The organism is Streptomyces sp. NPDC051976, assembly GCF_040680795.1.
Classification (GTDB): Bacteria; Actinomycetota; Actinomycetes; order Streptomycetales; family Streptomycetaceae; genus Actinacidiphila.
In genome coordinates this window covers 63,245-87,179 of the sequence record NZ_JBFAXL010000023.1, presented here as the reverse complement: position 1 = coordinate 87,179, position 23,935 = coordinate 63,245, and the positions used below count along the sequence as shown (strand labels likewise).

General features: G+C 72.5%; 18 protein-coding genes. 3 read left to right on the top strand and 15 right to left on the bottom strand.

Features of this window, described 5'->3' with window-relative positions; translation table 11 throughout:
• Window positions 1–63: 63 nt before the first annotated feature.
• Entirely contained in the window at window positions 64–2,613 is a 2,550-nt protein-coding gene (locus tag AB0M29_RS22795) for a glycoside hydrolase family 3 C-terminal domain-containing protein (protein ID WP_365385253.1), read from the bottom strand.
• 123 nt (window positions 2,614–2,736) lie between these two features.
• Between AB0M29_RS22795 and AB0M29_RS22790 the strand changes: the two genes are divergently transcribed.
• Window positions 2,737–3,399 (top strand): TetR family transcriptional regulator, encoded by a 663-nt coding sequence (locus AB0M29_RS22790; RefSeq protein WP_365385251.1) that lies wholly within the window; start codon window positions 2,737–2,739, stop codon window positions 3,397–3,399.
• On the opposite strand, the gene AB0M29_RS22785 is transcribed toward AB0M29_RS22790, so the two are convergent.
• The 3 genes from AB0M29_RS22785 to AB0M29_RS22775 form a co-directional block, all read right to left on the bottom strand.
• On the bottom strand, window positions 3,365–4,207 hold the full coding sequence (locus AB0M29_RS22785) for an alpha/beta hydrolase (protein WP_365385249.1): 843 nt from the start codon (window positions 4,205–4,207) through the stop codon (window positions 3,365–3,367). The two genes, AB0M29_RS22790 and AB0M29_RS22785, sit on opposite strands and share 35 nt — an antisense overlap.
• Window positions 4,208–4,374: 167 nt before the next feature.
• Window positions 4,375–4,803 carry an organic hydroperoxide resistance protein gene (locus AB0M29_RS22780; protein WP_365385247.1) on the bottom strand — a complete coding sequence of 143 codons (429 nt, stop codon included), beginning with the start codon at window positions 4,801–4,803 and terminating at the stop codon, window positions 4,375–4,377.
• 106 nt (window positions 4,804–4,909) lie between these two features.
• On the bottom strand, window positions 4,910–5,917 hold the full coding sequence (locus tag AB0M29_RS22775; protein ID WP_365385245.1) for an NADP-dependent oxidoreductase: 1,008 nt from the start codon (window positions 5,915–5,917) through the stop codon (window positions 4,910–4,912).
• 158 nt (window positions 5,918–6,075) lie between these two features.
• Between AB0M29_RS22775 and AB0M29_RS22770 the strand changes: the two genes are divergently transcribed.
• Window positions 6,076–6,528, top strand: coding sequence for a MarR family transcriptional regulator (locus AB0M29_RS22770; RefSeq protein WP_365385242.1), 453 nt, complete (start codon window positions 6,076–6,078; stop codon window positions 6,526–6,528).
• Window positions 6,529–6,544: 16 nt separating this feature from the next.
• Here the strand turns inward: AB0M29_RS22770 and AB0M29_RS22765 are convergent, their stop codons facing one another.
• From AB0M29_RS22765 to AB0M29_RS22745, 5 genes are all read right to left on the bottom strand, one after another.
• Window positions 6,545–7,093, bottom strand: coding sequence for a hypothetical protein (locus tag AB0M29_RS22765; protein WP_365385240.1), 549 nt, complete (start codon window positions 7,091–7,093; stop codon window positions 6,545–6,547).
• Window positions 7,094–7,390: 297 nt separating this feature from the next.
• Complete coding sequence (locus AB0M29_RS22760) at window positions 7,391–8,848, bottom strand: aldehyde dehydrogenase family protein (RefSeq protein ID WP_365385238.1); 1,458 nt, start codon at window positions 8,846–8,848, stop codon at window positions 7,391–7,393.
• 153 nt (window positions 8,849–9,001) lie between these two features.
• Window positions 9,002–10,249, bottom strand: coding sequence for an iron uptake transporter deferrochelatase/peroxidase subunit (gene efeB / locus AB0M29_RS22755; RefSeq protein WP_365385398.1), 1,248 nt, complete (start codon window positions 10,247–10,249; stop codon window positions 9,002–9,004).
• 149 nt (window positions 10,250–10,398) lie between these two features.
• Window positions 10,399–12,519 carry an iron uptake transporter permease EfeU gene (efeU, locus tag AB0M29_RS22750; RefSeq protein ID WP_365385236.1) on the bottom strand — a complete coding sequence of 707 codons (2,121 nt, stop codon included), beginning with the start codon at window positions 12,517–12,519 and terminating at the stop codon, window positions 10,399–10,401.
• Window positions 12,520–12,696: 177 nt separating this feature from the next.
• Window positions 12,697–13,971 (bottom strand): helix-turn-helix domain-containing protein, encoded by a 1,275-nt coding sequence (locus AB0M29_RS22745; protein WP_365385234.1) that lies wholly within the window; start codon window positions 13,969–13,971, stop codon window positions 12,697–12,699.
• A 415-nt stretch (window positions 13,972–14,386) separates the two neighbouring features.
• On the opposite strand from AB0M29_RS22745, the gene AB0M29_RS22740 reads away from it, so the two are divergent.
• Window positions 14,387–15,334 (top strand): alpha/beta fold hydrolase, encoded by a 948-nt coding sequence (locus AB0M29_RS22740; protein WP_365385232.1) that lies wholly within the window; start codon window positions 14,387–14,389, stop codon window positions 15,332–15,334.
• Between the two features lie 90 nt (window positions 15,335–15,424).
• On the opposite strand, the gene AB0M29_RS22735 is transcribed toward AB0M29_RS22740, so the two are convergent.
• From AB0M29_RS22735 to AB0M29_RS22710, 6 genes are all read right to left on the bottom strand, one after another.
• Complete coding sequence (locus AB0M29_RS22735; protein ID WP_365385230.1) at window positions 15,425–17,017, bottom strand: family 20 glycosylhydrolase; 1,593 nt, start codon at window positions 17,015–17,017, stop codon at window positions 15,425–15,427.
• The gene (locus AB0M29_RS22730; protein ID WP_365385228.1) at window positions 17,014–19,872 is read right to left on the bottom strand and encodes a beta-mannosidase; all 2,859 of its coding nucleotides are present in this window, start codon (window positions 19,870–19,872) and stop codon (window positions 17,014–17,016) included. Before AB0M29_RS22730 ends, AB0M29_RS22735 begins: the two co-directional genes overlap by 4 nt.
• A gap of 98 nt (window positions 19,873–19,970) precedes the next feature.
• Window positions 19,971–21,053 (bottom strand): ABC transporter ATP-binding protein, encoded by a 1,083-nt coding sequence (locus tag AB0M29_RS22725; protein WP_365385225.1) that lies wholly within the window; start codon window positions 21,051–21,053, stop codon window positions 19,971–19,973.
• Window positions 21,050–22,057, bottom strand: a complete 1,008-nt coding sequence (locus AB0M29_RS22720) for an ABC transporter ATP-binding protein (RefSeq protein WP_365385223.1) — start codon at window positions 22,055–22,057, stop codon at window positions 21,050–21,052. Before AB0M29_RS22720 ends, AB0M29_RS22725 begins: the two co-directional genes overlap by 4 nt.
• Window positions 22,032–22,922 (bottom strand): ABC transporter permease, encoded by an 891-nt coding sequence (locus AB0M29_RS22715; RefSeq protein ID WP_365385220.1) that lies wholly within the window; start codon window positions 22,920–22,922, stop codon window positions 22,032–22,034. Before AB0M29_RS22715 ends, AB0M29_RS22720 begins: the two co-directional genes overlap by 26 nt.
• 13 nt (window positions 22,923–22,935) lie before the next feature.
• The gene (locus AB0M29_RS22710) at window positions 22,936–23,925 is read right to left on the bottom strand and encodes an ABC transporter permease (protein WP_365385218.1); all 990 of its coding nucleotides are present in this window, start codon (window positions 23,923–23,925) and stop codon (window positions 22,936–22,938) included.
• Between the last annotated feature and the right edge of the window lie 10 nt (window positions 23,926–23,935).

Below are 23,935 nucleotides of genomic sequence, written 5' to 3'. Positions count from 1 at the left end.
CCCCCGCGAGGGGACCCGCAGACGGCATCCCACCTGCACGGGTGGGCGGGTGGGAAAAAGCACCTACCGCGCCGGAGGCGCGACGTGCACCCGCGCCGAGAGGCGCACCTCCGCGGAGGAGTGCGCGGCCTCCACCGCGTAGTACCCCGGGAGGAGGCGCCAGCCTCCGGCCGCCTCGTCCCAGACCTCCGCGGCCCGCGGGGCCAAGGACACGACGACCTCCACCGTCGCCCCCGCCCCCGCCTCCACCGAGGCGAACCCGGCCAGCCACCGCACCGGCCGCTCGAGCCCGGCGGCGGCGCCGCCGCCGTCCGCCTCCGGCGCCAGATAGACCTGCACCACCTCCCGCCCCGCCCGCGCCCCCGCGTTCCGCAGCCGTACCCGCACCTCGGCGAGAGCCCCCTCCGCCCCCGCCTCGACCACCATCTCCTCGTACTCCCAGGTGGTGTACCCGAGCCCGTGGCCGAAGGGGTACGCGGGCGCGACCGCACCGCGCTGCCAGGCCCGGTACCCGATGAACACCCCTTCCTCGTACGGGAGTACGCCGTCCGTCGGCGTGACCCGCACCACCGGCGCGTCGGCGAGCCGCACCGGCCAGGTGGTGGGCAGCCGCCCGCCCGGTTCCGCCTCCCCGAGGAGGACGTCGGCGAGCGCCGCGCCCGCCTCCTGCCCGGGGAACCAGCTGAGCAGCACCGCGGCGACGTCGTCGCGCCACGGCATCTCCACCGGGGAGCCGGAGTTGACGACCACGACCGTGCGCGGGTTGACGGCGGCGACACGGGCGACGAGTTCGTCCTGGCGGCCCGGCAGTCGCAGGTCGGCGCGGTCGAAGCCCTCGGACTCGACCCGTTCGGTGGTGGCGACCACCACCACCGCGGTGTGCGCCTCGCGCGCCGCCGCGACCGCCTCGTCCATCAACTCCTCGGGGTCACGCGCCGGTTCGCCGTGCAGCAGGGCGAATCCGACGGCGAGGACGGGGAGTTCGAGGACCTTGGGCACGGTGTGCACCAGGCTGACCTCGACCCGCTCCCCCGCGGTCAGCTCCACGGTGCCGCGCTCCACGGGCGTACCGAAGAACGCCTCGAACGGGTCCTCGTGCTGGGTGAAGTCCAGCCCGTCGAAGAGGACGCGCCCGGCGACGGTGAGCGTGAAGCCGCCGGTGCCCCGGGTGCCGAAGCGGTGCGCGCCGCTGACCCGCGGGGTGAACCAGCCGCGGGTCTCGACGGTGTGCAGCGCGTCGTAGGTGACGCCGTCGGGCAGCTCGCCGAGCCACTGGAGCTGACCATTGGGCAGGTCCTCGGAGCCGAGTGCGCGGCCCTGCTCGTCGCGGGCGACCGCGCGCAGCGCGAACCCCTGGCCCGCGGTGGGCAGTTCCTCGGTGGGGTCGGCGCCGACGCTGTGGCTGAGCGCCACGCCGTCGTGCAGCGCCGCCCGCAGCCCGTCGAGCGGTGAGACCACATGGTCGGGGAAGACCTGGGCGGAGCCGCCGCCGAGCACCCGGGCGTCCCGCGCGGCGGCGCCGATCAGCGCGATGCCGCCGCCGATCGGCGAGGGCGCCAGCGGCAGTACGGGCGCGCCGCCGCGCGTCTCGTTGCGCAGCAGCACGAAGCCGCGGACCGCGAGGGTACGGGCCAGCGCGTCACCGTCCACCGGGGCGGGGCGGTCGGCGGGGGCGACGGCGGGCGGGGCGCCGTCGAGCAGTCCGGCGCGGGCGGCCAGCAGCAGCACCCTGCGGGCGGCGGCGTCCACCGCGGCCTCGTCGACCGCCCCGGCGCGTACCGCCGCGGCCAGCGCCTCGCCGTACACGGTCAGCGGGCCCGGCATGGCGATGTCCAGGCCGCCGAGCAGGGCGCCGACGGTGTCGCGGGCGGCGAGCCAGTCGGAGACCATGACGCCGTCGAAGCCCCACTCGCCGCGCAGCACCCCGTTGACCAGCGGACCGTGCTCGGTCATGGTGGCGCCGTTGACGGCGTTGTAGGCGGCCATCACGCCCCAGGGGCGGGCCTGCCTGACGATCGCCTCGAAGGGGGCGAGATACAGCTCGCGCAGCGGCCGGGGCGCGATGTGGTTGTCGACGGTGAACCGCTCGGTCTCCGCGTCGTTGCCGACGAAGTGCTTGACGGTGACGCCGACTCCGCCGTCCTGGACGCCACGCACATAGCCGGCACCGATCTCCCCAGTGAGGAACGGGTCCTCGCTGTACGCCTCGAAGTGCCGCCCGCCCAGCGGCGAGCGGTGCAGGTTGACAGTGGGCGCCAACAGCACGTGGACGCCCTTGCGGTGGGCCTCCTGGGCCAGCAACCGCCCGGCGCGGCGGGCGAGTTCCGGGTCCCAGGAGGCGGCCAGCGCGGTGGGGCTGGGCAGCGCGGTCGACGGGTCGCCGACCGTCCAGCGCCTGCCGCGTACGCCGATCGGGCCGTCGGACATCACCAGCGAGCCGAGGCCGATCTCGGGCAGCGCGGGCAGCGTCCACATGTCCTGCCCGGCCAGCAGCCGGGTCTTGGCGTCAAGGTCGAGCCTGCCGAGCGCGGCCTCGACGGCGCGTGCCCGCGCCGCGTCCCCGGTCCCCGCCGCGTCCTTGCCGTCCACGGCCCGCTCGGGCGTCACCGTCATCGTCCCGTCCCCTTCTCCGGCGTCCTGTCTCGTGCCACGTGCCGACACGCTACCTGTCGCCCGGTAGGAATAGATGCCGTTCCGTAATCTTGTAGGCTCACAGGAACGGCGAAGGGGGGCGAAGTGCCCAGAACCAAGACGGACCGGCGCAGCGAGCGCCGCGACGACCGGCGCGCGGAGATCATCCAGGCCGCCACCGAGGTCATCGCGGAGCGCGGTTACCGGGGTGCCACGCTGGCGGCGGTGGCCGAGCGGGTGGGGCTGACCCAGCAGGGCCTGATGCACTACTTCCCCACCAAGGAGGCGCTGCTGGTGGCGGTGCTGGAGGCGCGCGACCAGTGGGACATGGCGTCGGCGGCGCTGCACGGGCGGGCCTGGCCGCTGGAGGTGGTGGCCAACCTGGTGGAGTACAACGCCACCCGGCCCGGCATCGTCCAGGCGTTCACCGTGCTGGTCGGCGACAGCGTCACCGAGGGCCACCCGGCGCAGGACTACTTCCGCCGGCGGTACGCGTGGGTGCGCGACGGCGGGGCGGAGGCCCTGCGCGCGGAGTACGGCGACCGGCTGCCCGGCGGGCTCACCCCCGAGCGGGCCGCCACCCTGCTCGCGGCCGTGATGGACGGCCTCCAGGTGCAGTGGCTGCTCGACCCGGACGCCGTGGACATGCCCGCCGCCTTCCGCGACTTCCTCGCGCTGCTCGCCCCGCCCCCGCCGGAACTCGGCCCGGACGCAGCGCGGCAGGCGCCGCCGGTCAGCCCTTCAGGAAGGCGGCCACGGTCGAGCTGAAGGCCAGCGGGTCGTCGAGCCACGGGAAGTGGCCCGCGCCCGGCTGGACGACGAGTTCCGCGCCGGGGATCAGCTCCGCGATCTCGGCGGCCACCCGCGGCAGCGGGCCGCTGTCCCACTCGCCCGCCAGCAGCAGCACCCGGGCGTCCAGCGTCGCGAGCGCGGCCCGGGCGACGGGCGGGTCGAAGGCGCCGGCGGACGCGTAGATTTCGGCGGCCTCCTCGTTGGTCTGCGCCACATTGGTCGCGGCGTGCGCCCGCGCGGCGGCGTCCCAACGGCCGTAGAAGAAGGGGTCGACGGCGTCCCAGTCCGCGTCGGTCGCCGTACCGGCCCAGACCGCCTCGAAGGACCGGTGGGCGTCCTCGAACCACGGCTCGTCCGCGCGCAGGGCGGCCGCCTCCCGGCGGTGCTCCACGGTGAAGTCCACACCCAGGGCGCGCCCCCGCCCGGTGACCAGGGTGAGGCTGTTGATCCGCGCCGGGTGGCGGGCGGCGTGCAGCAGGGCGAGATCGCCCGCGGCGGAGTGGGCGAGGATGTCGGCGCGCTCCAGGCCCAGGTGCACGCGGAACGCCTCGACGTCCTCGACCTGGCGGTCGCAGCGGTACGTGGCCGGGTCGGCGGGGACCGCGGAGTCACCGGTGCCCCGCAGATCGAGCAGGACGAGCCCGCGGTGCCGCGACAGGCCGCCGAGATCGCCGAGGTAGGCGGACGCGCGCATCGGTCCGCCGGGCAGGACGAGCAGCGGCTCGCCGTCACCCACCAGGTGGTACGCGAGTTCGGTCCCGTCCGGAGCGCTGAAGGTAGGCATACGGCCATCCTCACGATCGGCCGGTGCGCGGGGCAAGGCCATTGCCCGGGACACGCGAACACGCGGCGCACACCCACCCTGGCGACGCGGCCGGGAAGCGGTAAGGGCCGCACTCCCAGGAGTGCGGCCCTTACCGGTTGCGGTGGTTGACACCGCGGCACGACGGGTCAGACGACCGTCAGCTCCACGGCGATGTTGCCGCGGGTCGCGTTGGAGTACGGGCACACCTGGTGGGCCGCCTCCACGAGCTGCTGTGCGGTCGCCGCGTCCACGTTCGGGATGGAGACGGCCAGCTCGACGGTGAGGCCGAAGCCGCCCGCCTCGGTCTTGCCGAGGCCGACCTTGGCGGTCACCCGCGAGCCGGATATGTCGGCCTTCGCCTGCCGGGCGACGACGCCCAGCGCACCCTGGAAGCACGCGCTGTACCCGGCGGCGAAGAGCTGCTCGGGGTTGGTGCCCGCGCCATTGCCGCCCAGCTCCTTGGGCGGGTTGACGACGACGTCGAGCTTGCCGTCGTCGGTGGCGACACGGCCGTCGCGGCCGTTCTCCGCCGTGGCGACAGCGGTGTACAGGACGTCTACGGACTGGATGGTCATGAGGAGATCCTCCTGGTTGGCCCGGTGGGGCATGGGGGTCGCGCGCTTGCAACAGTTTGTTGAATATCGGGCTCGGTGTCGAGCCCGTCGGCCGCTGTGCGGCAGGTCACTCCGGGAGGGCGACGATCATCTTCCCGGTGTTGTCACCACGCAGCACGCCCATGAACGCTTCGAGGTTGTTCTCGATTCCCGGCACCACGGTCTCGCGGTACCGCAGCCGCCCGTCGCGCAGCCAGGAGCCGACCTCGCGGACGAACTCCGGCTGCAGGTCCTGGTGGTCCGAGACGAGCAGCCCGCGCAGGGTGAGCCGCTTGCCGATGAGCAGCGCCAGGTTGCGCGGCCCGGGCGTCGGCTCGGTGGCGTTGTACTGGGCGATGGCCCCGCACAGCGCCGCCCGGCCGTTGAGCCGCATCGCGCCGATCGCGGCCTCCAGGTGGTCGCCGCCGACGTTGTCGAAGTAGACGTCGATGCCGTCGGGCGCGGCGGCCCGCAGCTGCTCGGCGACCGGGCCCTTCTTGTAGTTGAAGGCGGCGTCGAAGCCGTACTCCTCCACCAGCAGTGCGGCCTTCTCGTCGGAACCGGCGCTGCCGATCACCCGCGAGGCGCCCTTGAGCTTGGCGATCTGGCCGACCTGGCTGCCGACGGCGCCGGCCGCGCCGGAGACGAAGACGACATCGCCCGGGGCGAACTCGGCGGTGCGCAGCAGGCCCGCGTAGGCGGTCAGCCCGGGCATGCCGAGCACTCCGAGATAGGCGCTCAGCGGCGCCTGCTCCGGGTCGACGGTGACGGTGTGGGCGGCATCCACCACCGCGTACTCCCGCCAGCCGAGGCCGTGCAGCACATGGTCGCCGACCGCGACACCCTCGGCGTTCGAGGCCACGACCCGGCCGACCGCGCCGCCCAGCATCGGCTGCCCGAGCGCGTACGGCGGGGCGTACGACTTCACGTCGTTCATCCGGCCGCGCATGTACGGGTCGACCGACAGGAAGAGGTTGCGCACCACGATCTGGCCGGGGCCGGGGTCGGCGGTCTCGGTGTCGACCAGCGCGAAGTCCTCGGGCACCGGCCAGCCCTGGGGACGGGCGACCAGGTGCCACTCGCGACTCTTCGGCATGGGGAAACGCCTCCTTCGGCCACAGGCTGCCCGACCAACTGCTCGACCATGGCTTTGCTTGACTACGACAATGGTTATGTTACTGAATTAACGAGGTCCTGAATTAAAGATGTACCTTGATGTTTCAGCTTGTCAAGCAACGGAGTAACCTGGTCCCCATGACGCGCCGAACCGACCCCCTGACCGCGGAGGTCGTCGATCTGATCGGCACCGTGGTGTCGCGCTACCACCAGGAGTACGAGTCGGCCGCCGCCGGGCACCAGCTCACCGGCGCTCAGGCCCGGGTGCTCGCGCTGCTCAACGTACGGCCGATGCCGATGCGGCAGATCGCGCAGCGGCTGAAGTGCGAGCCGTCCAATGTGACCGGGATCATCGACCGGCTGGAGGCCCACGGCCTCGCCGAGCGGCGCGCCGACCCCGGCGACCGCCGGGTGAAGCTGGCCGCGGCCACGCCCGCGGGCCATGACACCGCGGAACGCCTGCGCGACTCCCTGGACTTCGCCCGCGAGCCGCTGGCTGCGCTCTCCGCCGAGGAGCGCGCGGTCCTGCGCGACCTGCTCAAGCGCATGCTCGGCGAGGACCCGGCCGCGGGCCCCACGCAGGAGTTCTGAGCAGCCGCCTATCCGGCTACTGGCACCACCACAGCACCCGCTGGCATGTCTTCGTCGGCGAGGGAGTCGCCGACGGCGGCGGCTTCGGCGTCGGGGAGCCGGGGGTGTGCGGGGTGGTGGCCGTCGCCGTGGGGTGCGACGGGTGGTGCGTGGTGGCCGGGGCCGAGGCCGTGCGGGTGGCCGTCGTGGAGGGCGGGGCCGAGGTGGTCGACTGGTGCGACGCGGACCCGCTGGGGCCGCCGGCCGGGTCGCCGCCGCCCGCGTCGGGTTCCGGCACTCCGCTGGTGGCCGTCGGCGAGAGGTCCACGAGCCCGGGCCGCGGGGGCGTGGGGCTGCCCGAGCCGCCGCCGGAGAGCGCGGCCACCGAGAACATCGTCAGCGCCCCGATGACGGCCACCGCGCCCACGCCGTAGACCGCCACCCGCTGCTGCCGCCCGCGCCGGGCGCGCACCCCACCGCGCTCCGCCCGCCGCGCCGCCCGCCGCCCGCCGCCGGTGGGCGCCAGACCGTCGTCCGCGTCGGAGATCGCGGGCAGTTGGGCGGTCTCCGCCACCCCGGGCGGCACGAGCCGGTCCGCGGGCGTGCCGCACCCGGGGCACGAGTATGCGCCGTTCAGGTGTCGCCGGCACGCGTAGCAGTAGTCCATGGCGGAAGGGACACTATGGGACCGCCGCAGCCGAGCGGAACCCCGGAGTTCGGCTTGTCCCGGCTTCACCGGGAAGTCCGGTACGACGCCCTCCGCGCAGGTCGAACCGGTTTCACCACGCCCCGCGGCCAGCCCCGTCCACGACCGCCCGACCCGGCGGCCCGCCAGCCCGCGACGGCTGGCGCCGTGTGTCCCGGCCCTGCGCGAGCGGGTGCTTCAGCCCGGCCAGACGACGCTCTGGAGTTCGCTGTAGGCGTGCAGGGCGTACGAGCCCACGTCGCGGCCGACGCCGCTGCGTTTGAAGCCGCCGAAGGGGGCCTCCATGTTGCGGCCCACGGTGTTGATACCGACGCCGCCCGCGCGCAGGCGGCGGGCGACGCGGAAGGCGCGGGGGACGTCGGCGGACCAGACGTAGTCGATCAGCCCGTAGTCGCTGTCGTTGGCCAGGGCCACGCCCTCCTCCTCGTCGTCGAAGGGCAGCACGACCACGACGGGGCCGAAGATCTCCTCGCGCACCACCCGCATGTCGGGGGCGCAGTCGGCGAGGACGGCCGGGGCGACGTAGAAACCCCGGTCCAGGAGCGGGCGTTCGCCACCCGCGACCAGGGTGGCGCCCTCCTTGCGGCCGAGCGCCACATACGCCTCGACCCGGTCGCGGTGGGCGGCGGAGATGACCGGCCCGACGACGGTGCCGCGCTCGGCGGGGTCGCCGACGGTCAGCCGTCCCGCGTACGCCGACAGCCGCTCGACGAGTTGGGCGTAGACGCCGCGCTGGGCGAGGACGCGGGTGGGCGCGGTGCAGATCTGGCCGCTGTAGAAGGTGAAGGTGGTGCCGATGCCCGCGACGGCCGAGGCGAGGTCGGCGTCGTCGAAGACCAGCGCGGCTCCCTTCCCGCCCAGCTCCATGAGCTGGCGCTTCATGTCGCGCCCGCACACCTCGGCGATGCGCTGCCCGACGGCGGTGGAGCCGGTGAAGCTCACCATGTCGGTGTCGGGCGAGGAGACCGCCGCCTCCCCGGCCGCCGCGCCGGAGCCGGTCACCACATTGACCACCCCGGGCGGCAGCCCCGCCTCGGTGAGCGCCGCCGCCATCCGGAAGACCGACAGCGGGTCCTGCGGGGCGGGTTTGACCACCACGGTGTTGCCCATGGCGAGCGCGGGCGCGACCTTGCCCGCCGGGTTGGCCCAGGGGTTGTTGTACGACGTGATGCAGGTGACGACGCCGACCGGCTGCCGTATCGCCAGCGCCCCGAACACCCCGCCCGCGCCCATCGCTGACGCCTCGTTGACCTGCGGGAGCAGCGCGGTCTCGGTGGGTTCCAGCGCGCCGCGGGCGTACCGCAGGAAGCGGGCGGCGGCGACGCCGACCTGCATCCCGCGGGCGGTCGCGGGGGTGGCGCCGCTCTCGGCGCGGGCCAGGTCGGCGTGGGGCCCTATCTCGCGCAGGATGATCCGGCCCGCCCGCTCCAGGATCGCGGCGCGCTCCTCGACCCGGGTGGCCGCCCAGCCCGGCTGGGCCGCGCGGGCGGCGGCGGTCGCCTCGAGCACCTGCGCGGCGCCCGCCTCCGGCGCCCGGCCGACGACCTCCTCGGTCGCCGGGTTGACCACGTCGTAGTACCCGCCCTCGGGCGCCACCCACTCGCCCCCGATGAACAGCCCGTCCTCAGCCGGCATGCCCGCCTCCTCCCGGCCGGGCCGTCCGAACGCGCCCCGGCCCGCGTGGAAGGCCAGCATGCCTGACGGACCGTCAGATTGGCAGAGGGCGTACGCGGTCGGCGCCCTAAGCCGCGAGGCGCGAGGCGCGAACAGCCCGGCACGCGCGGGCCGTTACGCCGACAGCAGCCCGCTGCCCAGCCAGTCGTTCTTGTCCCGCACACCCGGCAGCGCGAAGAAGTAGCCGCCGCCGGTGGGCGAGATGTAGTCGACCAGCGGCTCGTCGATCAGCCGGGTCTGGGTGGCCTCGAACTGCCGCAGCACGTCCTGCTGGTAGCAGCAGAAGACCAGGCCCATGTCGAGGTTGCCGACGCCGTCCACACCGCGGTCGTAGTTGAAGCCGCGGCGCAGGATGCGGGAGTCGTCCGTCTTGGCGGTACGGGGGTTGGCCATCCGGATGTGGGCGTCCAGCGGGATCGCGTTGCCGTGCGGGTCCTTGGCGTAGTTCGGCGCGTCGGTCTCCACCGCGCCGTCCAGCGGCGCGCCGGTGTCCTTGCGGCGGCCGAACATCTTCTCCTGCTCGGTGAGCGAGACCCGGTCCCAGAACTCGACCAGCATCCGGATGATCCGGATCACCTGGTAGCTGCCACCGGTCGCCCAGCGCGGTTCGCCCAGGGCATCGGTGACCCAGACCAGCTTGTCCATCTCCCGCCCGGAGGTGACATCCGGGTTGACGATGCCGTCCTTGAAGCCCAGCAGGTTGCGCTGCGCGCCGACCGGGCGCGGCCCGTTCTGGAAGCCGTCGATGCGCCACTTGATCTGCATGGCGCCGCGGGTGTGCCGGGCGATGTCGCGCAGCGCGTGCAGCACGGTGTCGGTGCTGCCGCCGCAGATCTGCAGCGACAGGTCGCCGTGGCACTCGGCCGCCTGCAGGTTGTCGTTGGGGAAGGTCCGCATCGGGGCCAGCCGGCGCGGCTTGGCGGCGGCCAGACCGTAGCGGTCGTCGAAGAGCGAGGCGCCGACGCCGACGGTGACGGTGAGCGCGTCGGCCGGGACCTGTGGGCCGAGCAGGCCGTTGTCCGAGGGCGGGGCGCCGACGCCGAGGTCCACCGGGGTGCCGCCCGCGGTCAGGAAGCGGGCCCGCTCGGTGATCGTCTTCAGCAGTTGCGCCAGCTCCGCCTTGCTGTCCGCGATCACGTTGAAAGACACGAAGGTCGCGGCGGACGGGGCCGGCGTGGTGATGCCCGCCTGGTGCGCGCCGTGGAAGGCCACCTCGGCCGCCCGGCCGGGCGCGGCCGAGTCCGCCTGCGCGCTGCTGCCGCCGCCGACCGTGCTGAGCGCGAGGCCGCCGCCGGCCAGCGCGGCCGCCCCGGCGCCCGCGCCGAGCGCGGTCTTCATGAAGGACCTGCGGCCCGCGCCCATCGGGCAGGTGCCCTGCAGGCCCTCGTAGCCCTGGGGGCGGCCGTCGGAACGCTCCTCGGGGCGGGCGGACTCGGCGGACGCGGACATGGGCGGGTTCCCTTCTGAGCACTGCTGGTCGGACGGTGGTACGGCGCCGCGGCGGGCGGCCATCAGGCGGACTTCCGGATCTCGAGCAGGTCGGGGATCGGCGCGAGGTCCTCAAGAAGCTGCCCGGTGGCGCCGTTGATCTTGGCGCGGGCCGCCGGGTCGAGCCCGGAGACCGGCGTCCAGGCCGCGCCCTTGTGGGCGCCGTCGAGCAGACCCTGCAGCCGGGCGATGTCGGCGTCGACGGTGGTGAGTTGCTGCGGGGCGCGCTTGGCGATCAGCGGGCGCAGCACGCTCAGCAGTTCCTTGGTGCCGCTCAGATTCGCGTCGGCCGTCGCCAGGTTGCTGCCGCTGCCCTCGTCGGTGTCGCCGGTCAGCTCGAACTGGAGGGTGTTCTCCAGGATCTCGTGGGTGCGCAGCGGCAGGTCGGACGGGTCGAAGCCCTGGGTGGGGAACGCCTTGCGCAGGCCGGTCACGTCGGCGGCCAGCTTGTCGGCGTACGGCGCGAGCACCGCCGCGGACTGGCCGTGCCACAGGCCGTACTCGATGCGGTGGAAGCCGGTGAAGTCCTTGTCGGTCTCGCCGCCGGGCAGCCCGTCCTTGCGGCCGTTGATCCGGCCGTCGAAGTCGGCGAAGGTGCCGTAGGCGGCGCCGAGCGAGGAGTACGTCAGATGCGCGGTGAGCCAGTCGGTGCGCGCGGCGGCCAGGTCGCCGGCCTTCAGGTCGGCCTGGAGCTTGGCCGTCTGGCCCTGCAGGGTGCCGAGGCCGGTGTCGACGTAGGACTTGTACGACGCGAGCGGCGGCTGGAGTTCGGACTCGGCCAGCGGCAGTACGGCCTTGGTGGCGCCGCCGCCGCTGACACGGACGGAGGCCGAGGTGACGGCCTTGCCGCCGGTCGGCACGCAGCGCCAGGCGTAGTCGCCGCTGCCGACGGTGGCGACCAGGTCGCGGGTGGTGCCGGGGGCCAGGCCCTCGATCTCGCCGAAGACCGCGTTGGTCGCCGGGTTGATCAGATAGACCTCGGACGCCTTCTTGCCGGTGTTGTGCATCGAGAACGTCTGGCGGCCGGGGTCGGGCGCCTTGAAGCCCTTGCCGCAGTCGGTCTCGGAGACGGCGACGGTCTGCGCCCCGGCGGGCTTGTCGTCGCTGAACGCCACGATCAGACCGGCGATCACCGCGGGCACGGCGACCACGGCGACCGGCACCACCCAGGCGGGCCGGGCCCGTACCGGACGGGCGGGCTCGGCGGGTTCGGCGGGCGGCGCGGGCTCGGCCGGCTTCGGCGACGCGCCGGTCCCGGCGGCCTCGCTCCCGGCGTCCGTGTCCGCCTCGACCTCGCGCTCCGGCTGCGGGGCGGGCTTGGGCTGGGGGGCCGGGGCGCGGACACCGCGCACGAACAGCGTCATGACGACCGCGAGGTAGGCGCCGTAGCCGATGACCTGGAGCCAGGTCATGGACACGGTGATGTTGAACACGCCCTGGACGAGGGTGGCGTACCAGGAGCCCGCGTCGATGTGCGGGCTGAGGTCGAAGGCGTACGCGGTCTTGCCCGCGATCACCCCGCCCTCCTGGAGGTCGCGCAGGCCGTAGCCGAGCACGCCCGCGGCGATGACGATCAGGACGGTGCCGGTCGCGGTGAAGAACCGGGTGAGGTTGATCTTGAGGACGCGGCGGTACAGGCCCCAGCACAGCCCGGTGGCGATCGCCAGGCCGATCCCGGCGCCGATCAGCGGGCCGCTGGACTCCCCCGCGGCGCGCCCCGTGGTCCACAGGAAGAGCGCGGTCTCCAGCCCCTCGCGGCCGACGGCCAGGAAGGAGGTGAGGATGAGCATCCCGCCGCCCATGGCGAGCGCCGCGGTGACCTTCTCCCTGATCTCACCGGACAGATGGCGGGCCGAGCGGCGCATCCAGAAGACCATCGCGGTCACGAAGGCGACGGCGATCACACTGAGCGTGCCGCCGAACGCCTCCTGCGCGGTGGCCGACAGGTTCGCGGCGGTGAAGGTGAGGATCGCGCCGAAGCTCATCGACATCGCGATCGCGGCCAGGACACCCGTCCAGACCTGCGGGAGCCGCGACTTCGCCTCGGCCCGCACCAGGGTGGCGACCAGGATCGAGACGATGAGTCCCGCCTCGAGCCCTTCTCTGAGCCCGATCAGAAAGCTCGGAAACGCGTCGTCCCACATGTACGTCGTCCTCCCCGGGTCCTCCCCGGTCGTCCGCCAACAGGCCCAGTGCACCGCATGCCGTAGTTAGCTTAGGCGTACCTATCTTCCGGAACGACGCCGGGGTTGTCTCTCCCGCACGGCCCCTGTTTTCGGTAAAGACCGGCCCAGGAGGAGGTCAGGCGCAGCCGCGGACTGTCACGCCCGCTCCCGTGGCGCGCCGGCGAAGGCGCTGGACATCAGTCGGCTGCGCAGGGCGACTTCGAGTTCGAAGCGCGCGTCGGGGTCGGCGAGCGCCGGGCCGAAGAGCCGCTGGACCTGGTGCAGCCGCTGGCGCGCGGTCTGCGGGTGGATGCCGAGCCGGGCGGCGACGTCGGGGGCGCTGCCGCGGTTGGTCTGCAGCCAGGCCAGCAGGGTCGCGGCCAGCCGCTCGCCGCGCTTGGGGGTGAGGGCCGACAGCGGGCGCAGCCGGCGCTCGGCGATCAGCCGGACCAGCGTGCGGTCGCCGAGCAGCATCAGTTCCGGCAGGCAGCGGTCGCAGTCGACGGGGCCCGCCGGGTGCGGCTCCGGCAGGCAGGCGCGGATGGCGCGGGCCCAGCGCAGCGAGTCGCCCGCGAGGACGGCGGGCACGGTGGGGCCGATCACCGCGCCGCGCTCGTGCAGCACCTGCTGGACCTGGCCGTCGCGCAGATAGAGGCCGGGGTCCGGCACCAGGAGGTACGGCTCGGGCCCGTCGAGGTCGGCGAGCACGAGATCGGGCAACCGGGTCCGCCGCCCCCGCGCGCCGCCCGCGGCCGCCCCGGGCGCACTTGGCGCCCCGGACCGGCCCTGCCCGGAAGCCCCGCCCTGCCCGGCGGACCCGACGTGCCCCGGTGTCCCGCCCGGCCCTGTCGGCGGCGCCGGGCCGAGCGCGACGCAGGCGACCGTCGACGGCACCGGCCAGTCGGCCGCGGCGGCGGCCTGCTCGACCGCCGTCGTCCCGGCGCCGGAGAGCAACAGACCCAGCAGCAGGTCGCGGCGGCGGCTCAGCGTGCCCGCCTCGTCGGCCTTGGCCTCCGCGTAGCCGAGCACCGAGGCGGAGGCGATCTCGTCGATGTGCGCGAAGATCGCCTCGGCGAGCACGACCATACGGTCGGCGCCCATGCCGGTCCTGCGGGCGATCCTGGCGTACCGTCGCCAGGCCACCCGGGCGCCGAGACGGTACGCGGCCTGCAGCGCGTCCAGGCTGCGGCCCTCGGTCAGTTCGCCGCGGCCCAGCGCCCGGTAGATCCGCAGCCGCTCCTCGTCCAGCGTCCGGCCGGTGGCCCCGGCGCCGCCGCCCTCCACCAGATCGGCGAATTCCTCCAGGGCCGTCTCGACGCCCTGCTGGATTCCCGCGCCGAATTGTCCGGCGAGCGGCCGGGAGAATTCCGGTATCTGCCGCCGTATCTCACCGATGATCTCGGCGGCGAGCGAGGCCCGTTCCTTTCTCACCTCAGCGGCGAAGGCTTGCGGCAATTGCGGCCAGGGGCTGTCCACTTCAGCTCCCTCCGTCGGCCTCCACCGCCGCACCGGCGGAGCGGCCCGACGCGATTATGCGGCCATATTACTGGCGAGTCAAGAGTTTTGGCACGAGCGCGGAACCCCCTCCCAGCAGTCATCCGTGCGCGCGCTTCCTCCCCGGCGACCGGGGTTCACACCGGATTTCGCGCTTCCGCATGACAGTTCCTCGATACCCGCCGGAGCGGTTCCAGGCATCTTGCCGCGCGCTTTCCGTATTCGCTGACAGGGACATTGACCGGGCCTGACGCCGTTCCTAGCATCGCCCACCCCTCACAGCTCGGTTCACGACCGGGACCACCGCCCGGAATTCACCCCTCACATTCCAGATCAAGGGACGGTCCGGAACATGAAACGCACTATTCTGCGCATCGCCGCGGCCACCGCGGGCGTACTCGGGCTCGCACTGGCGGGCACCCAGGGAGCGACCGCCTCCCCCCATCCCCTGCCGGTCGAGTACCACTTCAGCGCCGGCTTCCTCGCCGGGTTCGGGCAGCCCACGACGGCCCCCGCGGGAGCCAACGACTGGTCCTGCCGGCCGAGCGCGGCGCACCCGTACCCCGTGGTGCTGGTGCACGGCACGCTGGAGAACATGAACGACAACTGGGGCGGCGCCTCGCCCCTGCTGGCGAACAACGGCTACTGCGTCTTCGCCTTCAACTACGGCGGCACCTCGCCGACGTCGGCGGTCCAGGGGACCGGGCCGATCGAGGACGGCGCCGCGCGGCTCGCGGGCTTCGTCGACCAGGTGCTGGCGGCGACCGGCAGCGGCAAGGTGGACCTGGTCGGGCACTCGCAGGGCGGCATGCTGCCGCGCTACTACCTCAAGAACCTGGGCGGCGCCGCCAAGACGGACAAGCTGGTGGCGCTGTCCCCCAGCAACAACGGCACCACCCTCGACGGTCTCACCGAGTTCGGCCGCCAGCTCGGCCTGCTGGAGCCCGCGAACCAGTTCGTCGTGGGCCCGGCGTGCGCGGCATGTGTGGAGCAAGAGGTCGGCTCGCCCTTCCTCACCGCACTCAACAGCGGCGGCGAGACCGTACCCGGCGTGGACTACACCGTGATCACCACCACCGGCGACGAGGTGGTCACCCCGTACACCTCGGCGTATCTGCCCGCGGCGCCGAACGTCACGGACATCACCGTCCAGGACCAGTGCGCGCTGGACGCCAGTGACCACCTGGAGATCGCCTACGACCCGATCGCGCTGACGGACGTGCTCAACGCCCTGGACCCGGCCCACCCCCGCCCGGTCCACTGCCAGGTCGTGCTCCCGGTCACCGGCCCCCTGCTGTGACCGCGGCGCACTGACCACGCGCGGCGCACGGCGGGGGATTCGCCGTGCGCCGCGGGCTCGGCCCACCGGGGAGGCGGGGCGGGCGGGCTGTCAGGAGCCGCTGGGCCAGGTCACCTCCGTGGAGTGGTAGTAGCCGACGCCCATGGCCTTCCAGCGCGGGCCCTGGGCGCCGAGCCGGGTGTGGAAGGCGGTGGCGCTGTGGGTGCTCTGCGGCGACCAGCCCAGTTCGGCCAGCGCGGGCAGCCGCGGGAACGCCATGTAGTCGATGTCGGCCGCGGTGACGATCGTCTCGGTCCACAGCGGGGCCTCGACGCCGAGCACCGACGACTCGCCGACGCCCTTGAGATACGCGCCGGGGTTCCAGCCGTACGCCTTGTCGACGTCGGTCAGCCCGGCCCAGTCCTGCCCGAGCTTGGTCTTGCTGGTGTACTTCATGTCCAGGTAGGCGCGGTTGGCCGGGGACATGATGACCTTCGTGCCGGTGGCCGCCGCCTGCGCGGTGCTGCTGTCCTTCGTGGTCGTGCCCCAGAACTGGGCCACCGTCGAGGGCAGCGGTGTGGCGCGGGTGACGTCGTGCCAGCCGACCACCGTCTTGCCGTGCGCGGCGACGATCTGCTGGACGTGGTTGATGAAGGTCGCGTAGTCGGCCGCGGTGGTCGAACTCGCCTCGTCACCGCCGATGTGCAGATACGGCCCCGGGGTCAGCGCCGCCAGTTCGCCGATGACCTGGTCGAGGAAGGTGTACGTCAGCGGCAGCCCGACACACAGCGAGCTGAAGCCCACGTCGGTGCCGGTGTAGAGCGGCGGCGCCACCCCGTCGCAGTTGAGCTGGGCGTACGAGGACAGCGCCGCGTTGGTGTGGCCCGGCATGTCCAGCTCGGGGACGACGGTGATGTAGCGGGCGGCCGCGTAGGCGGTGATCGCCGTGTAGTCCGCCTGGGTGTAGTAGCCGCCGGGGCCGCCGTCGACCTCCGTACTGCCGCCGTGCGCCGCCAGGTTGGGCCAGCTGTTGATCGCCAGCCGCCAGCCCTGGTCGTCGGACAGGTGCAGATGCAGGTAGTCGATCTTGTAGAGGGCGATCTCGTCGATGTAGTGCTCGACCTGCGCGACGGTGAAGAAGTGCCGGGCCACGTCGAGCATGGCGCCCCGGTAGGCGTAGCGCGGGTGGTCGAGGACGGTGCCGCCGGGGACCGTCCAGGGTCCCGCGTGGGTGGTGGGGCTCATCACCGAGGGCGGCATGAGCTGGAGCAGGGTCTGCACGCCGTGGAAGAGACCGGCGGGCTGCTGCGCCCTGATCTCCACTCCGGCGCTGGTGGCGGTGAGTTGGTAGCCCTCGCCGCCGACGTCGGCGGGGGCGCCGGACAGCAGCAGCGCGATGGTGCCGCCGCCCCCGCCGCCGCTTCCGGTGGAGAGCGGCAGCGGGTAGCCGGTCGAGGCGCGCAGGATGCCCGCCAGATAGCCGCCGACGTTCGCGTTGTCGGAGCTGAGGGTGGTGGCCGCGGTCAGCGTGAAGGTCTTCCCGTTGGCGGTGCCGCTGACGGGCGCGGGCACCACGGTGTTGGGCAGCGCGCTGACGCGGTGCGGGCGGCCCGCCGCGGTGGCGTGGCCCGCGCCGCCGACGGCGAAGGCCAGGCCGACCGCGGTGAGCACGGTGAGCAGCGCCCGGGGCAGCCGGCCGGTCATGACCCGGCCACCACGTCGAACTTGGGCACGTTCCAGCCGGAGACGCTGACCACCGGCACCGCGCCCTGCAGGTCCGCCGAGCGGTAGGTGGCGGTGAGCGTCTCGGACTCGCCCGGCCACAGGGTGGTGTCGTTGTCGCTCCAGACCGAGGACTGGAGTTCGTTGTCGCCGGACAGCTCGGTGCCGGAGGCGTTGCCGCGGCGGATGTCGGCCCGCAGGAAGAACCCGACGGTCGGCTTGGACGAGGTGTTGGTGACGGTGACCGTCACCTGCCGGTCAGCGCCCGCCGGTCCGGCGTGGGCGCTGGTCGTCGCGGTCGCGCCGACCGAGGCGGCGGGCAGGTTCTGCAGCGCGGTGAGGTTGCCGTACTGCGTCATGGTGGCCTGCGGGTTGCCGGTCGTCTTGCTCCAGTTGGTCTTGTCGGGGGTGGTCGGCTGCCAGTAGACGTTGCGGTCGACCAGGGCGCCGTTCTGCCGTACCAGCAGCTCCACGAAGTAGACGGTGTCGGCGGTGGTCGGCACCACCGGCTTGAGCACGTCGTTGCGCACCGCTTGCGAGGCCAGGCTCAGGCTGCCGGAGGTCTGGTCGTCCAGGACGGCGCCGCTGGTGCTGTACACCTTCGCCTCGACGCTCACCCCGGACTGCGTGGCGCCGCCCAGGTTGTCCAGCGTCACCCCGCCGGTGTCCAGGGCGTAGAGGGCGTGCAGCGGGCGGTTGGCCTTCTGCACCCCGAAGTACGCCCCGGCCTGGTCGCCGTCGTTGTTGTAGAGCGACCAGAGCAGCGTCGGCCAGCCCTTGTTGAGCTGCCAGTAGATGGTGCCGGTGGACGGCGACGTGCTCCTGGTGGAGTGCGCGAGGTATGCCTCGAACTGCGCCCGGGTGCTCTCGTAGTTCTGCACCTGGGCCTCCTGCACGTACTGGCTCAGGCTGGACGGGGGCCCGTACCGCTTGGTGATCGCCGTGTCGAGGTTGTACAGGGTGCCGAAGGAGTAGCCGCTGTGGCCGGTGCCCTCGTAGTTGTTGTGGTACTGGTTCGCGCTCGGCTTCTGCCACAGGTTGGACTGGTCGGAGGCGGACAGGAAACGGTTGATCGAGTCCATGGTCGGGACGGTGTTGCCGGAGCCCTGCTCGCTGTCGAAGCCCCACGCGCCACCGGAGTTGGTCAGGTCGCCGCCGCCGCTGTGCGTGGTGTCGTACCAGTAGTTCGGCGGCACCCAGTCGTACGGGCCCTCCTTCTCACCGGCCGCGCCGAGCTGCGCGCTGCTCTTGTACTCGGCGGACGCGATGAAGGGACCCGGGTAGTCGGCCGCCGCGAAGCCGCTGAGCGCCAGCGACTCCTGCGTGTCGGTGGGCTCGTTGTCGCTCCACTGGAAGCTGAAGACGGACGGGTGGCCGCGCAGCGTCTCACCGACGGTCTGCGCGGTCAGCTTGTAGTCGGCCTGCTGGGCGCTGGTGTAGCTGGACTTCTCCCAGAAGTCGCAGCACTGGTAACCGGCGTTGACCAGGATGCCCGCGGCGTCCATCTGCTGGTACCAGTCGGCGGGCATCAAGTGGCCTTCCAGGCGCACGGTGTTGATGCCCATCGACTTCATCAGGCCGATCTGCTGGGCGGTGTCGGCCGGGTCGTAGCGCAGGAAGAGGTCGGGGTCCCAGCCGCCGCCGCGGATCACCACCGGCACATTGTTGATCTTGAAGGCGCGCACCCCGTCCGGGGTCAGCGACGAGCTGCCGGTCAGATACGAGGTGACGGTGCGGATGCCGAAGGTCGAGCTGGTCGAGTTCAGCACGGTGCCGCCCTGGGCGACCGAGGTGGCCAGGGTGTACAGCGGCTGAGCGCCGAGCTGGTACGGCCACCACAGTTGCGGGTCGGCGATGGTGAGCGCGGGGAAGGACGCGGGGGCGAACGTCACGGTCTTGGTCGCGCCCGCCGCCACCGTGGCACTCTGGCTGACGGTGACCGGTGTGCCGCCGCCCGGCGGGGTGACGGTCGCGGTGACCGTGCCGGTCTGCGAGGACGACGAGGTGTTGGTGACGTCGGTCTTCACCGTCAGCGCCGAACTGGCCAGGTTCGCCGCGGTGTTCTGCACCACGTGCGTGTTGCCGCCGACCAGCGGGGAGCCGGTCTGGAGCTGGACGGGGAACTGGATGCCGGTGTTGTTGTCCGGCGGGATCTGGCTCCAGTCCACGTTGTCCAGGGTGAGCATCGCGGCGGGGTTGTTGGGGTGCATCTCGATGGCCAGCGAGTTGGCGCTGCCCGGGGTGACCAGCGACGTGATGTCGTAACCGCGCTTGGCGTAGGCGCCGGTCACGGTCGCCGAGGTGGCCACCTCGGTGCCGTTGACCCAGACGTCGGCGGCGCCGATCACCCCGTTGAGCACCAGCCGGGAGCTCTGCCCGGCGGCCGGCGCGGTGAAGTCGGTGCGGTACCACCACGGCGCCGAGAACTGCGCGAGCGTCTCGGCGCCGACCTTGGTCATCTGGCCGAAGCAGGACTTCATGTTCGACGCCATGAAGACATTGGGGCAACTGCCGTTCTTCAGCAGGGCGTTGATCTCGGTCCCGGGTGCGCCGCCGCCGTCGTTCTGCACGGTCAGCCAACCCGAGGTGGAGAAGCCCGGCTTGGAGATCTGGGTACCGCTCTGGGTGGCCGTGGCGCTGGTCAGCACCTTCCAGCCGGTCGTCGCGCCGAGATCGGCGACGGCGGACGAACCGGTCGGCGGGTCGGCGGACGCCACGGCCGGACCGGCCGTGGCGGGGTGCCGGGCGAGGCTGACCGCGGCGCCGCTGGGCAGCGTCGACAGCGTCGCGAAGCCCAGCGCGACCGCGGTGATCAGTAACCTTCCTCGGTAGTGCATGTGCGCTCCTCTGTTTTTCATGGGGGAATGGAGCGGAACTCGCGAGACTTGACCAGGCGCTTACGCGGGGGCGGGACCGTAGGGGGCCTCGGCCGTTTTCAGGCCGAGGCTGTCGTGCGGGGTGCGGGCTGGGGGGCTTCCGGGTCGGCGGTGGCGACATGGCAGGCGGCGGAGTGGGCCGGTGCCAGTTCGCGCATCAGCGGGTCCGCCGAGGCGCAGGTGTCGACCGCCAGCGGGCAGCGGTTGCGGAACCGGCAGCCCGGCGCGGGGTCGATGACCACCGGCGGGTCGGACTTCGCCGTCGTCGCGTCCACCTCCAGCGGCGCCCGCGGGTCGGGGACCGCGGACAGCAGCAGGCGGGTGTACGGGTGCCGGGGCGCGGCGAGCACGTCCTCGGTCGGCCCGGACTCCACGACATGGCCGGCGTACATCACCAGCAGCCGGTCGGAGACGTACCGCGCGCTGGCGATGTCGTGGGTGATGTAGAGGAAGGAGACGTCCTCGCTCTCCCGCAGCCGCGTCATCACGTTGAGCAGGCCGATCCTGATCGACACGTCGAGCATCGAGACCGGCTCGTCGGCGAGGATCAGCTTGGGCCGGTACGCCAGCGCCTGCGCGAAGCCGATCCGCTGCCGCTGCCCGCCGGACAGCTCGTACGGGTAGCGGCTGAGGATCTCGGCCGCGGGTCTCAGTCCCACGGCCTCGGTGACCCGCTCGGCCTCGGCGTGCCGCTGGGCGCGGTCCAGCTCGGGCCGGTGCAGGGTGAGGCCGCGCAGGATGCCGTGCGAGACGCGGTAGGCGGGGTTGAGCGAGCTGAAGGGGTCCTGGAAGACCATGGGGACGTCGCCGCGGTAGGCCAGTTGGGCCTTGCGGCCGCGCAGCTTCGACAGCGGTCTGCCCTGGTAGCGGATCTCGCCGCTGGTCGGCCGGTAGACCTGGGCCAGCAGCCGGGCGATGGTCGACTTGCCGCTGCCGCTCTCCCCGACCAGCGCGACGATCTCCTTGCGGTTGATCACCAGGCTGACGTCGTCGACGGCGTGCAGGCTGTGCCGCGAGAAGCCGCCGCCGACGCGGAAGTGCCGGGTGAGCCCGACGGTCTCCAGCAGCGGCGGCTCGGCGGGCGTGGCCGGGGGCGTGGCCGGTGCCGGGGTGGGGGCCGGCACGGGGGTCGGGGTGCTCACGAGGTCGCCTCCACTGGCGGCGCGGGCGGGGACTGGTGGCCGGGCTCCCGCAGCAGGCACCTGGCCCGTACGGCGTCGACCGGGTAGAACTCCGGCTCCCGCTCCCGGCACTGCTCCTGCACCACGGGACAGCGCGGATGGAACCGGCAGCCGGCCGGCGGTCTGGCCAGGTCGGGCGGGTTCCCGGGGATGCCGGTCAGCTCCACCCGGGGCCCGTGGATCGACGGGAAGGCGTCCAGCAGGCCCTGGCTGTACGGGTGCGCGGGGGTGTCGAAGACGGTACGGGTCGGGCCCGCCTCCACGACCTGCCCCGCGTACATCACCAGCAGTTGGTCGGAGAAGTGGCTGACCAGCGACATGTCATGGGTGACGAAGATGACCGCGAAGCCCAGCAGCCGCTGCAGCTCCTTGATCTGCACCATCAGCGAGCGCTGCGCGACCACGTCGAGCGCCGAGGTCGGCTCGTCCATGATCACCAGGTCGGGCGTGAACAGCAGCGCCATCGCGATCATCGCGCGCTGCCGCATCCCGCCCGACAACTGGTGCGGATAGCTGCGCAGATGAACCGGGTCGATGCCGACGAGCTCCAGCACCTCCACCGAACGGGCCCTGGTCTTCTCGGCGGTGTAGTCGGCGTGCGCGTCGATGGCGTCCTTGAACTGGGCGCCGATCGTCCGCACCGGGTTGAGCGCGTTCATGGCGCTCTGCATGACCACCGAGTAGTCCCGCCAGCGCAGCACGTTGAGCTGCTTCTCCGTCATCGTCACCAGGTTCTGGCCCTGGAAGACGACGCTGCCCGCGGTCACCGCCGCCGGGGGGCTGAGCAGTTGGGCGATCGCGAACAGCAGCGTCGACTTGCCGCAGCCCGACTCGCCGACCACGCCGACGAACTCGCCCCGGTCGACGGTGAGGTCGACCCCGTCGACCGCCGCCACCTGGCCGCGGGCCGCCGCGTACTCGACCCGCAGGCCGCTCACTTCAAGAAGCCTGGGCGCGCTTGACACGCTGCCTCCTCACCGGCCGCAGCGCCGGGTTGCCGATCTCGTCGAAGGCGTAGTTGATCAGGGCGAAGGAGGCACCGAGCAGCGCCACACACAGTCCCGGGGTGATCGACCACAGCGGCATGCCGGTCTGCAGCGCCTGCTGGTTCTGGGACCAGTAGAGCATCGTGCCCCAGCTGGAGGAGTTGGGGTCGCCCAGGCCCAGGAACTGCAGTCCGGCGGCGCTGAGCACCGAGTAGAGCGCCGCCCCGAGGAAGTTCGCCACGATCAGCGAGGACATCGTCGGCAGCACCTCGGCGACGATGATGTACGAGCGGCGCTCGCCGCGTACCCGGGCCGACTCCAGGAAGTCCCGGTTGCGCAGGCTCAGCGCCTGCGCCCGCATCTGGTTGGCGCCGTACGACCAACCGGTGACCACCAGCACGGTCAGCAGCACCGTCAGCGAGCCCTTGCCCGCGTACTTGGCCAGGATGATGACCAGCGGGAAGGCCGGGATCACCAGCACCACGTTGGTGAGCATCGACAGCACGTCGTCGACGATGCCGCCGATGTAGGCCGCGGTCACGCCGACCAGCACCGACAGCACGGTGGCGAAGAAGCCCGCCACCAGCGCGATGATCAGTGACTGCCGGGTGCCGTAGACCAGTTGGGAGTAGATGTCCTGGCCGAGGCCCGTGGTGCCCAGCAGATGGCCGGTGGAGGGCTTCAGGGCCGGGGTGAAGTCCAGCGCGTTGGGGTCCTTCACCGAGGTGAACAGCCCGGGGAAGGCCGCGACCAGCGCGAAGACCAGCAAGATGACGGTGCCGACCATCGCCTTGCGGTTGCCGCGCAGCGCCCGCCAGAAGCCGCCCGTCTCGTTCTTCGTCATCGCCACAGCCGGCTCACCCCTTCGCCCGGGCGCGCGGGTCGAGCCATACGGTCGCCAGGTCGCAGATCAGCACGGCGGCCAGGACGGCGACCGTGAACAGCATGAACAGCGCCTGCATCAGCGGGTAGTCGACGTTCTGCACCGAGTTGTAGAGCAGGTAGCCCAGACCCGGGTAGTTGAAGACGTACTCGATGAGGATCGCGCCGGAGATCACGAAGCCCAGCGACATCGCGAAGCCGGACAGGTTGGGCAGGATGGCGTTGCGGGCCGCGTAGCCGTACATCACCTTGCGGTTGGACAGCCCCTTGGCGCGGCCCATCCGCACGTAGTCCTCGGCCAGCGTGGTGATCATGTTGTTGCGCATGGTGAGGATCCAGCCGCCGATCGAGGTGATCAGCAAGGTGGCGGCGGGCAGGATCGCGTGGCTCAGCACGCTGCCGACGAACCCCGGCGACCAGCCGGGCACCAGCGTGTTGTCGTAGTTGAAGTCGCTGGGCAGGAAGCCGTCGGTGCTCACCGAGAACCCCAGGATCAGCAGCAGCGCGACCCAGAAGTACGGCAGCGCCGAGGTGACCACGAAGACCGGCGGCAGGATGGCGTCCAGCCTGCCGCCGCGCTTCCAGCCGCTGATGGTGCCGATCATCGTGCCCAGGCCGAAGGCCAGGATGGTGGTGACCCCGACCAGGCCCAGTGTCCAGGGCAGGGCCTGGCCGATGATCCGGGTCACCGGCTCGCCGAGGGTCTGCCCGATGGACAGCCCCCAGTTGCCGGTGACCATGTTCCCCAGGTAGTCGAGGTACTGGACCACGATGTTCTGGTGCGGTTTGAACCCGAACGACGTGAGCATCTGCTGCAGCGCCGCGGGCGAGACCTTCCCGCGGGTGCGGTCGTGTAGCGCGGTGACCGGGCTGCCCGGCATGAACCTCGGGATGAAGAAGTTCAGCGTCAGTGCCGCCCACAGGGTGAGCAGGAAGAATCCGAGACGCCGTAGCAGGAACCTCACGGGTGCGACC

Excerpts from the sequence above, each read along its gene's own strand:
- AB0M29_RS22795 (WP_365385253.1), bottom strand. The coding sequence starts at position 2,613 with ATGACGGTGACGCCCGAGCGGGCCGTGGACGGCAAGGACGCGGCGGGG.
- AB0M29_RS22785 (WP_365385249.1), bottom strand. The coding sequence starts at position 4,207 with ATGCCTACCTTCAGCGCTCCGGACGGGACCGAACTCGCGTACCACCTG.
- AB0M29_RS22780 (WP_365385247.1), bottom strand. The coding sequence starts at position 4,803 with ATGACCATCCAGTCCGTAGACGTCCTGTACACCGCTGTCGCCACGGCG.
- AB0M29_RS22775 (WP_365385245.1), bottom strand. The coding sequence starts at position 5,917 with ATGCCGAAGAGTCGCGAGTGGCACCTGGTCGCCCGTCCCCAGGGCTGG.
- AB0M29_RS22770 (WP_365385242.1), top strand. The coding sequence starts at position 6,076 with ATGACGCGCCGAACCGACCCCCTGACCGCGGAGGTCGTCGATCTGATC.
- AB0M29_RS22760 (WP_365385238.1), bottom strand. The coding sequence starts at position 8,848 with ATGCCGGCTGAGGACGGGCTGTTCATCGGGGGCGAGTGGGTGGCGCCC.
- efeB (WP_365385398.1), bottom strand. The coding sequence starts at position 10,249 with ATGGGCGCGGGCCGCAGGTCCTTCATGAAGACCGCGCTCGGCGCGGGC.
- efeU (WP_365385236.1), bottom strand. The coding sequence starts at position 12,519 with ATGTGGGACGACGCGTTTCCGAGCTTTCTGATCGGGCTCAGAGAAGGG.
- AB0M29_RS22740 (WP_365385232.1), top strand. The coding sequence starts at position 14,387 with ATGAAACGCACTATTCTGCGCATCGCCGCGGCCACCGCGGGCGTACTC.
- AB0M29_RS22735 (WP_365385230.1), bottom strand. The coding sequence starts at position 17,017 with ATGACCGGCCGGCTGCCCCGGGCGCTGCTCACCGTGCTCACCGCGGTC.
- AB0M29_RS22730 (WP_365385228.1), bottom strand. The coding sequence starts at position 19,872 with ATGCACTACCGAGGAAGGTTACTGATCACCGCGGTCGCGCTGGGCTTC.
- AB0M29_RS22715 (WP_365385220.1), bottom strand. The coding sequence starts at position 22,922 with ATGACGAAGAACGAGACGGGCGGCTTCTGGCGGGCGCTGCGCGGCAAC.